5 protein-coding genes are annotated in these 10365 nt (G+C 74.6%); 2 read left to right on the plus strand and 3 right to left on the minus strand.

Features of this window, described 5'->3' with window-relative positions; translation table 11 throughout:
* Positions 1-70 precede the first annotated feature (70 nt).
* Both FREUN1FDRAFT_RS42965 and FREUN1FDRAFT_RS10815 read left to right on the plus strand, forming a co-directional pair.
* Entirely contained in the window at positions 71-2071 is a 2001-nt protein-coding gene (locus FREUN1FDRAFT_RS42965; RefSeq protein WP_006540066.1) for an Hsp70 family protein, read from the plus strand.
* A gap of 368 nt (positions 2072-2439) precedes the next feature.
* Complete coding sequence (locus FREUN1FDRAFT_RS10815; protein WP_006540067.1) at positions 2440-3114, plus strand: sigma-70 family RNA polymerase sigma factor; 675 nt, start codon at positions 2440-2442, stop codon at positions 3112-3114.
* Positions 3115-3193: 79 nt separating this feature from the next.
* Here FREUN1FDRAFT_RS10815 and FREUN1FDRAFT_RS10820 read toward each other — a convergent pair whose 3' ends face one another.
* From FREUN1FDRAFT_RS10820 to FREUN1FDRAFT_RS10830, 3 genes are all read right to left on the minus strand, one after another.
* A complete protein-coding gene (locus FREUN1FDRAFT_RS10820) occupies positions 3194-6865 on the minus strand; it encodes an AAA family ATPase (RefSeq protein WP_006540068.1) in 3672 nt (1223 codons plus the stop codon).
* 39 nt (positions 6866-6904) lie between these two features.
* A complete protein-coding gene (locus FREUN1FDRAFT_RS10825; RefSeq protein WP_035951246.1) occupies positions 6905-8599 on the minus strand; it encodes a hypothetical protein in 1695 nt (564 codons plus the stop codon).
* A 413-nt stretch (positions 8600-9012) separates the two neighbouring features.
* On the minus strand, positions 9013-10338 hold the full coding sequence (locus tag FREUN1FDRAFT_RS10830) for a hypothetical protein (protein ID WP_006540070.1): 1326 nt from the start codon (positions 10336-10338) through the stop codon (positions 9013-9015).
* Between the last annotated feature and the right edge of the window lie 27 nt (positions 10339-10365).

A 10365-nucleotide genomic window follows, 5' to 3' on the forward strand; every position in this document is an offset into this window, starting at 1 on the left:
GTACCGGCGACACCGGGCGCCGCTATCATTCGGCGCGGAATCGTGCGGTTCAGCCCCGGGAGCGGCCACGGTGGATTACGGTCTCGGCGTCGACCTCGGGACGACCTCCACGGCCGCGGCCATCGGGCGTCCCGGGCGGATCGAGATGGTCGGCCTCGGTGGTCGCGACCTTCTCACTCCGTCCGTCGCGTTCGCGGCATCCGATTCGAGCCTGCTCACCGGCGACGCCGCCGACCGGCAGGCGCGCCGAGACCCGGGCCGGGCGGCGTGGGAGTTCAAACGCCGGCTCGGCGACCCCACTCCGCTGCTCCTCGGCGGCGCGCCGTTCTCACCGGTCCGGCTCCTGGCCGCCGTGCTGGCCGACACCGTCGCGGCCGCGACCGCGCGGATCGGCCACCCACCGGCGCGGATCGTCCTGAGCCGGCCGGCGGTGTGGGGGCAGTACCGGCTCGAACAGTTCGACGAGGTGCCCCGGCTGGCCGGTCTGGACGCCGTTCGGATGGTGACGGAGCCCGAGGCCGTGGCCATCTACTACGCGCTGGGGGAGGACAACGTCGCGGCGGCGGCGGCGGATGCGGTCTCGGGCGTGGGTGCGGGCGCGGGAGCGGGTGCAGGTGTGGGCGGCACGGCGGCGGGTGGGCTCGCGGGTACGGCGGGTGTCGTGCACGCCGCGGGGCCGGCCGGGGTCGGGCGCCAGCAGGTGGCCGACGGCAGCGTCATCGCCGTCTACGACCTCGGCGGCGGCACCTTCGACTCCGCCGTCCTGCACTACGAGGACGGCAGGGCCCGTGTCCTCGGCACCCCCGAAGGCGTCGAATGGCTGGGCGGCGCGGACTTCGACGAGGCGGTGTTCCAGTACGTGGACCGGGCCCTCGACGGTGCCGTGTCCGCGCTGGGGCCCGTGCCCGGATCCCTCGGCGGCATCGCCGCCTCCGGCACGCTCGGCGGCTCCGCGTCGACCGCCGCCGACCCCGTCGCGCGGGAGGACGCCGCCGCGCTCGCCCGGCTGCGGTCCGACTGCATCCTCGCGAAGGAGGCACTCTCCTTCGACGCGGAGGCCGTCATACCCGTGTTCCTGCGCACCGTCCGGCGGGACGTCGAGATCACCCGGGCGCAGTTCGAGGAACTGATTCGCCCGGCCCTGACCTCGACCGTCGAGGCCCTGCACCGGGCCCTGCGGTCCGCGGACGTCGAGCCGGCGGACCTGACCGCGGTGCTGCTCTCCGGCGGCTCCTCGCGCATCCCCCTGGTGGCGCGGATGGTCGAGGAAAGCCTGGGCCGCCCCGTGATCGTCGACGCCCACCCGCAGCGCACCGTGGCTCTCGGCGCCGCGCTGCTCGCCGCCGGGCCTGCGCCCGCGCCGGTGATGGTGCCCAGGCCGACGATCTCCGTCCCCGCCCGCACCACCGCCGTGTCGTCTCCGCCCACGGACGCCCCCAGGCCCGCACGCCCCACGGACGGGCGCGGCGTTCCGGCGCCGACTGGGTCCGGCTCCGTGCCGTCCGTGCCGTCCGTGCCGTCCGTGCCGTCCGGGGAGAACCCGATGCCATCTGCGACAGCGGGAGCGGAGGCCGCCGGCTCGACGTTGGCGATCGATGAGCGTGCGCTCGGCGAGCCCGCGGCCAGCGGGCCCGCGGGTGCCGCGCAGGCCGGTGCACCGGCCGCCGTGCCCGGCAGCGCGGGGAATTCGGGGAAGGTCGAAGCATCGCCGGATCCAGCGGATCCAGCGGATCCAGCGGATCCGGGGAATCCGGGGAATCCGGGGGATGCGGCCGCCGGCGCTGGACCGGCCGCCGGCGGGGCCAGCGGCGTGCCCACGGCGGAACAACCGCTGGGGCGCCGTCTCGTGCTCGCTGTTGTCGGCCTGCTCCTCGCGGTCGTCGCCGGCGCGGTCTACGGCTACACCCACCGCGACACCACGTCCTCCGCGCCAGCACCCGTGGTGGAAATCCCCGACGACCGGCGGTCCGCAGGATCGGGGCCTTCCGCCGACCACAATTCGTACGAGTTTCAGGTTGCCCTTGCTGCTGAGCAGGAATCGAGGTTGTCGCTGCTGCCGAGCAAGGTCTGAGGGTCGTGGTCGTCAGTGTCGGGAGCGCGTCGCGAAATTCCGAGATGCGGCGGATCCCGGGTCACCCATCTGGACCCGGTGGTCCGTGCCCACCCGCCGCACGCGAACCCGCCGGGGATCCCGTGCCACCGCGCCGCGTCAGCATTCACCCCAATGACGACAAAAAGGTCACAAAGTCGCTTGGCGATCCGCAAGAAGTGAGGATTTCGGTTGCTGTCGCAGCCATAATCCTCCTTACTTGCTCGGAAGCAGGGGCGGAAAGTGGTCGGTCCGGGTAGGGAAAGCCCTACCCGGACCGGGTGTGGGCGTCACCGGGTGGAGGGTCCGCTCCCTGTCGGGGCATGCCGCCTCTCCGCGACGTTTACCGCATGACCTCCGACAGCGAACGTGACATCACCGCGCCCGCAGCTCTGCCCCGGGAGCGGGTCTTCGAGGAACTCGTGCGGACCCATCGCGGGCCGCTGCTCTCCTACGCGACACGCCTCACCGGCGGGGACCGCGGGCGGGCGGAGGACGTCGTCCAGGAGACGTTCCTGCGGGCCTGGCATCACCTGGAGCGGCTGACGACCCGGCCGGGGTCGGTACACGGCTGGCTGCGCCGGGTGGCGCACAACCTGGCCGTGGACGGCCACCGGTCCCGGCAGGCCCGCCCCACCGAGCTTGAGCTCACCGCCGACCACGCCGACATCGCCATGCCCTCGGACACCTCCGAGGCCGTCGTCCTGTCGGTGGTCATGGCGGAGGCCCTGCGGCAGGTCTGGCCCGTCCACCGGTCCGCGCTCGTGGAGGTCTACCTGCGTGACCGGACGTCCGAGCAGGCGGCGGCGCGGCTCGGGGTGCCGGTCGGGACGGTGAAGAGCCGCGTCCACTACGGTCGGCGCGCGCTGCGCCAGGTGGCGGACCAGCTCGGTCTGGGACCAGCCCACACCGCGGCCCGGCCCACCTCCGCCCACCCCTCCGCCCGCGCCGCGGCCCGGTCCGCCTCCACCGGGCACCACTCCCGCCGGACCTGCGGCGGACGGCGCGGTACGCCGACATCCTGACGCCGGTCGTCCCGCCCCGGCCGGTGCTGTGCCCTCGTCGGGGCCGGTGCCGGGCCGGCACCGGCCCCGGACTCGGCGATTACCGCAGCAGGGCCGCGGCGACATCGCCGGGCAGCAGCTGCTGCAGGTCGTCGACGGTGGGCGCCGGCATCCGGCGCAGGCGGCTGGCCTGGCGGGTGATGATGCGGTCGAGCATCTGGCGGGCGTAACGGCCGTTACCGAACGCCTCGTCGCGGCGCAGACCGTCGAAGTGCTCGCGCAGCGCCTGGAGGGTGCCGCCGTGGGGCTGGTAGCCGCTCGCCTGCGCGAGACTCTCGAAGATCGCCACGAGTTCGTCGGCGGAGTACGAGGAGAAGCGGATGCGGTGGCTGAACCGGGACGCGAGCCCGGCGTTGCTGGCGAGGAACTGCTCCATGTCGGCGGTGTAGCCGGCGGCGATGACGACGACGTCGTCGCGGTGATCCTCCATGAGCTTCACCAGGGTGTCGATGGCCTCGCGGCCGAAGTCGGCACCGTCGCCGCGGGCGGACAACGCGTAGGCCTCGTCGATGAACAGGACCCCGCCGCGGGCGGAGTCGAAGACCTCCGTGGTCTTCGCCGCGGTGTGCCCGACGTACCGGCCGACGAGGTCGGCGCGGGCGACCTCGACGAGCTGGCCGGTGCGCAGGACGCCCATCGCGGCGAGCAGTTCGCCGTAGAGCCGCGCGACGGTGGTCTTGCCGGTGCCGGGCGGGCCGGCGAAGACCAGGTGCCGCGACACCGCGGGGGCGGGCAGGCCGGCATCGGCACGGGCCTGCACCGAGGCGAGCAGGTCCACCAGGTCGGAGACCTCGCGTTTGACCTCGGCGAGCCCGGTCATCGCGTGCAGGCGGCGCAGCAGGCTCTCGACGACGCGGTTTCGTTCCGCCGCGGCGTCCTCGGCCTGCGGGCCCACGGTGTCGCCCAGGTCCTCCGGCAGCAGGCGGGCCAGCTCCAGGTCCGGGGTGTCGGGGGTGCGGGCGAGGCGGTATGCCTGGCGGCCCAGCATCGTCTCGAACAGCTGACGGGCGGCGCGGGCGTTGCCGAACGTCTCGGTGCGCGGCACCTTGTCGAAATGGCGGTGCATCGCCTCCCGGGTCTCGTACTCGAGGGCGTAGTGATGGTCACGGCACAGGCGTTCGACGATGGTGACGAGCTCGGCGCTGGTGTAGCTGTCGAACTCGATGGTGCGGGAGAACCGGGACTGCAGGCCCGGGTTCGCGGCCAGGAACGAGCGCATCTGCGGCGAGTAGCCGGCGACGATGACGACGACCTCGTCGCGGCGGTCCTCCATCAGCTTCACGAGGGTGTCGATGGCCTCGCGGCCGAAGTCGTGGCTGCCGTCGGACGGGGCGAGCGTGTACGCCTCGTCGATGAACAGGATGCCGCCGACCGCCTCCTCGAACTTCGCGGTGGTCCGCACGGCTGTGCCGCCGACGTGCTCGGCGACGAGGTCGGCGCGGGCGACCTCGACGAGCTGGCCGGTCTCCAGCACGCCGAGGGCGGCGAGGATCTTCCCGAACAGGCGCGCCACCGTGGTCTTGCCGGTGCCGGGCGGGCCGGCGAAGACCACGTGACGTGACATCGTCGGCGGCGCGTGCAGTCGGGCCTGCCGCCGTCGCCGCGCGATCTGGTGCAGCCCGACCAGGGTGGCGACCTCGCGTTTGACGCCTTCCAGGCCGACCAGGGCGTCCAGCTCGGCGAGCAGCGCGGTCACCTGGTCAGAGGGCTGGTCACCGGAAGCCGTGGCGGAGCCGCTGTCGGAGCCGCCGGTGCCGGGGCCGCCCGAACCGGTGCCAGGGCCGCCGTCGGCACCACCACCACCGCCACCGAGGTCACCACCGCCACCGAGGTCACCACCGCCACCGAGGTCACCACCGCCACCGAGGTCACCACGGGCACCGCCGGCGCTGTTGACCCCCGACGGGCTCGACTGCGCCGCGTGATCGCGCGGCGGGTGGTCTCGGCGCGCGGTGCCGTCGCCGCCAGGCATTGGTGCCCGCCCGCCGCCCGGTGCGGTCGTGAACGAGACCGGGAGGTTGTTGTGGCCGGTGTCGATGCCACTGACGTGCAGGTTGGACGTCTGGCAGGTGACCTCGACGCCACCCCCGCCGTTGCCGCGGGCCACCCCGCCGACGACCGACACCTCTCCGTTCGTCTCGACGAGCAGGCCGGGTCCCTCGTTCGCGACCAGGTCCACGTCGGTGATCGAAGCGCCGCTGCCGGGTGCGAGGACGAGGCCCGGGCCACGGGTGCCGTGGACCCGGGCACCGGCCATCAGCGGGTGCGCCGCCTCCCGCACGAGGATCCCCACCTCGCGGGCACCCTCGACGTCCACGGCCGCCAGGTGCGGTGCCGCACGCTCACGGATCTCGACGCCGATCCGGCAGCCGGTGACCTGCAGGTTGCGCACCTGCAGGTGGGCGTCGCCGGCCAGGTCGAGACCGGATCGTCGGGCGCCGGCGATCCGGGACTCCTCCAGGTACCCGTCGCCGCCGGTGGCGCGCACCCCGTGGTTGACGTCGGTGATGTCCAGACCGAGCAGGCGGGGCGCGGCGGCGTCCTCGATCACCAGCCCCGACGGGCTGCCGTGCACGGCGGTGCCGTCGAACAGCGCCGCCGAGCGGGCGATCAACAGGGCGCCCGCGTCGCCGCAGGACGCGATCTCTCCACCGGTCACCTCGGGGCGTGCCGCTTCGACGGCGACCAGCCCGGCCGCCCCGCTGCCGCGCACCACGCAGCCCTGGAGCACGGGTGTGGAGCGGCCGGCGGCGTGCAGACCGTGGCCCGCGGGCGCCTCGACGAGGCAGTCGACGAGCGTCGGCGCCGCCTGATCCAGGGTCATCAGCGCATGGCCCGCCATGCCACGCAGCTCGCAGCGTTCGAAGGTCGGCCGGGCGTGGTCGGCGGCATGGACGCCCACCACGCCCCGGGCGAGGCGGGTGTCGGTCATCCGCAGCCGGGAGCTCGCGTGGGCGACCACGCCGACGCCGTTGCCCGCGTCGATCCAGCATCGCTCGAGCAGCGGGTCGATGGTGCCCGCGGCGAGCACGCCCACACCGTTCGCCACTGCGATCGAGCATGAACGCAGCAGGTGGCCGGTGCCGCCGACAAGGACGACCGCGTTTCCGGCTCCCGCGGTGCCCGCTCCCGCCGTTCCCGCGCCCGAATCGCCCGAGCCGCCCGAGCCGCCTCCACCGCTGCTGCCGCCGCGCCCGCGCCCGTTCCCGTTCCCGTTCGCGTTCGCGTCGACGTCGGCCGCCCCGCCGCCGACGGAGATCTCGACCTCGGTGAGCTCGGCGTGCCCGCCCTCGGCGACCAGGCCGGAGCCGGTCGGGTTGACCATCCGGCTGGCATGCACCCGCGCCCAACCTCCGTGGACGTGCAGGAGCGCCGCCGCCGACGCCTCGACGTCGCAGTTCTCCAGGGTGAGGCGGCCGCCGGTGACCTGCACCAGTGGCAGGTACTCGTCACCGCCCTGCAGCCGGAGCCCGTCGAGGCGGACATCGCCGCCCGCGCACAGCAGCGCCGACCCCGGAGGCACCTCGACGACCACGGTGCCAGGGCCCTCCTCGGCGACCAGGACGACGTCCCGGGTGAACACCAGCGCCTCCCGGTACACCCCGGGCCGGATGGCCACCGTGTCGCCCGGCGCGGCCACGAGCAGGGCCCGCGCGAGTCCGCGCAGGCAGTCCTCGTCCGTGGCGGAGACGGACAGCACACCCGCGATCATCGCTGCTCCTCGGCTTTCTCCCGCCACGGCGACGGGACGTCATGACTCCGATGGCGGCACGTCGCCGCCCTCGGGTGCGTAGGGCCGGCCGTCGTCGCCGAGGCCGATCATCGAACCGTCCACGCCACCGTCCCCGGCCGTGCCGGACGGCGTCGGGGCGGTATCGCCGTCGACGCGGCTGACGAGCGCCTGCAGCCGGCCGCGGACGCGCTCGTCGAACGTGGGGTCGGCGCGCCCGCCGACGAACTCGCGCAGCAGGACCCAGATCCCGCCGGACGGCGACTCCGGCGGGCCGGCCCCGGTCGAGACGTCGAGGACGACGAAGCGGGTTCCGGGGGCGAAGAGGGCGGGGCCTGCGTGGCCGTCCGGCTGGCCGGGTGATCCCAGTCGGTCCGTGCGGCGGGCGGTGGCGGACCAGATGGCGTAGCCCACCGTCTGCCCCTGGACGGCCCACGGCGTCGTGGAGACCCGGAGGAACCCGGGCTCCACCAGGACCTGCCCCGGGCGCAGACCGGCTGCCAGCAGTGGATCGGCCAGTGTCGGCCGGACCACCGGCCCGGCGGCGGAGGGGAGCCGCCCCAGGCCGGCGGCCGCACAGCGGGCCAGCAGCAACAGTCCGTCCCGGTCTCCGCCCTCGGCGGCGGCGCGCAGCACGGCGTCGACAAGTCCCGCGGTCACGTCGGGCGGTTCGGCCGCCGTACGCGCCGTGCCGGCGGGGTCCTCGGCCCGCAGGTACGCCCGCAGTGCGACGAGACCTGACAGGACGTCAACCGAGCCCGACGCCGAGCGCAGTCCCGGCTGCAGGGCGAGCAGGCCCAGAACCGCGCGTGCGTGCGCCTCGTACTGCCAGCCGAGGAACGCGCGCAGCCGCTCGCGGTCCGACGGCACCGCCTCGGGCGCCACCGCGATCCACGGCAGAAGCCCGGCGGGCTCCTGCCGGGCACCGCCCACCGCGCCCGGCCGCCCGGCCTGGGCGGGCGATCCGCCTGGGTCTCCGGACGGGTGCAGGTCGGCTGGCGGGTGCAGGTCGGCTGGCGGGTGCGAATGGGCAGGCGGGGCCGCCTCGGCCCCGGGCGGAGCGTCGGTCGGACGCGGGGCCGGCGACCACCGCGCGACGGCGGGGGATTCCCGGCGGATCGCCGGGGGCAGGGCGACCGGCTGCCAGACGTTCCGCGCGGCCGCCGAGACAGGAACGATCTCCGGAATCGGGTCGGGAACCGCCGCCGGTCCGGATTCGACTGTGGGCTTGGGTGCGACCGCTGGTTCGGATTCGGCCGTGGGTTCGGGTGCGACTGCTGGTTCGGATTCGACCGTGGCCTCGGGGATGAGGGAGTCGGCCGCCTCACCCGGGCCGGGGACGTCCCAGCGCCGTACCGTTCCCGCGGTGAACACGATGCCGGGCAGCTGCCAGGCCCCGGTGTCCGCGGTGTGGACGCTGACCCGCAGACGGGCCGCCAGCACGTGGGCGAGGCTCGCCACCAGCTCGTCCGGCGGGCGCGACCGGGCCAGTACCAGCACCGGGCGGTGGCCCCACTCGTGGCAGTTCTCGATCACCCGGGCCAGGGTCTCCGGTGTGACAGGACGGCCGTTCGCCTGGAAGCCGGTCTGGTCGGCATCCAGATGGACGACGAAGAACCGAGGCGGGGCGAGTGGCAACCGCCCGGAGTTCGTCCAGGCGGAGACGAAGAACCGCCCGGCCGCGGTGACGAGGCTCTCGTCGAGGAGCTCGTCCACTTCGGGGTCCGTCGATTCGTCCGCCCGTGCGGCATGGACCGGCGGACGCGCGGCTGCTCCGCGTGCCGCCCGTGCCGAAGGACTGACGGAGGTCGGCACGGGGCGCCCAGACCTGTCCCAGGCGAAGGCGGCGCCTTGCAGCGGTGCCGGCACGACGGGCACGCTCCCCTCGGCTGGCCACGGCCGCGCCCACGCCCGGTGCTGCGGCAGCGACCGTTCGGGTGCGGTCCGGCGCCCGGGTATCGGTGATCGTCCGCTGGTGGGCTTCGGTGTACGTGAGGGTCTGGCTGGCTGGGCAGAGGCGGCAGCACGGGCAGGGACAGCAGCGCGGGCAGGGACGGCAGACCGGGCAGGGACGGCAGGCCGGGCGCGTGGGGGCGGAGGGTGCGGTGCCGCGCGCAGCGCCGTCGGGCTCACGCCGCGCCCGGCCTGGCGTCCAGATCAGGCGGGGCGGCGGTCTGCGGGACGGCCCACGAGTCCTCCTCGGCGTGCTCCATCTGCAGCAGGTGGGCTAGCACCCGGTGCTGTGCCACCTCGTCCACCGGCGCCGGCATCCCCGCCAGCCTGATGTGCCGGACCAGGTCCGGCTCGGGGGCGAGGCCGTGCTCCTCCAGGTAGTAGCTGACCGTGTCGGTCCAGACCCAGTGACCGTCGGTGCGCATCGTCATCGGCACCACCTCACCGCGCGCCGGATCCAGCAGGTCGGGCATCAGGGCGGTGGTGCCGATCACCGGCTGCCCCGCGTCGAGATAGGCCAGCAGGTCGTCGCGCAGCCACGGGTCGTCGACACGGGGGCGGTCCGCGGCGAAGGCCGGGCCGCCGACCGGGTCGACGTCGTCGAACACCCGGGCCACCCGCACCTCGCCGGCAGCCTCACGGGCCCACAGCAGGGCGCTGCCGATCCGGGCGAGTACCTGGTAGGGGGGAGCGTCGACGCCAGCCGGCAGCACCTCGACCTGGGCGTCGAGATCGCCCGCGGCGACCAGCGCCAGCTGCAGCCGTCCGGTCACGGCCGCGGCCAGGGCCATGAGGTGAGGGTCGATCGTGACGACGAAGACGCGCCGCGGCGGCGGATACGGCGTCGCCCAGGCGGGCAGCCGCCAGGAACGCCAGATCCCGATGACGTCCGCCTCGTCGGCGGCGGCCGCGATGATCGCCCGGTCGACATCGTCGAGGGAGCCACCGGGGGTTCCGTCGTCGAGGGCGCCGCGCGTCGGGCGCGTGCGATCGAGCGGCAGGGCGAATGACGGGCCCGCCAGGGCGGGGTCGGTGGCGAGGAACTCCCAGGCACTGGGCTGCCGTTCCCCAAGGGGTACCGTGTCCAGCGCGCGCAGCAGGTCCGGGTCGGACGCCGTGGCGGCCAGCTCCTCGCGGATCAGCGGAATCTCACCGCCGCCCACATCGATCTGCCCGGAGAGCAGGGCGAAGGCGACCGCGCTCGCGACCTCCAGGCGCTGGCCGGCGGCGAGCCATGTTCGTGCCTGGTGGACCAGCTCGTCGGGGAGGTAGCCGGCCAACCCCAGCAGCGCCCAGTGCCAGGCCTCCGTCATCTCCCTGTCGTGCGCGTCGACCGCGGCCGTCGCGTCGACCGCGACGGTGACCTCCGCGACCGCCGGGCCCTGCGCACCAGTGGCATCCGCGACCATTGGCGTCTCGCCGACCGGTTCCTCGGATGTCGTGCCGCCGGGCCGGAGGCGTGTCGGTGTGACGGGCCAGTCCCACTCCTGCACCTGGGACAAAGCTACCTCCGTGATCGTCGCGGCCGG

The sequence above is a fragment of the Parafrankia sp. EUN1f genome, assembly GCF_000177675.1.
Classification (GTDB): domain Bacteria; phylum Actinomycetota; class Actinomycetes; order Frankiales; family Frankiaceae; genus Parafrankia.

Coding starts and splice junctions, on each gene's coding strand:
- FREUN1FDRAFT_RS10815 (WP_006540067.1), top strand. CDS start 2,440: ATGACCTCCGACAGCGAACGTGACATCACCGCGCCCGCAGCTCTGCCC.
- FREUN1FDRAFT_RS10820 (WP_006540068.1), bottom strand. CDS start 6,865: ATGATCGCGGGTGTGCTGTCCGTCTCCGCCACGGACGAGGACTGCCTG.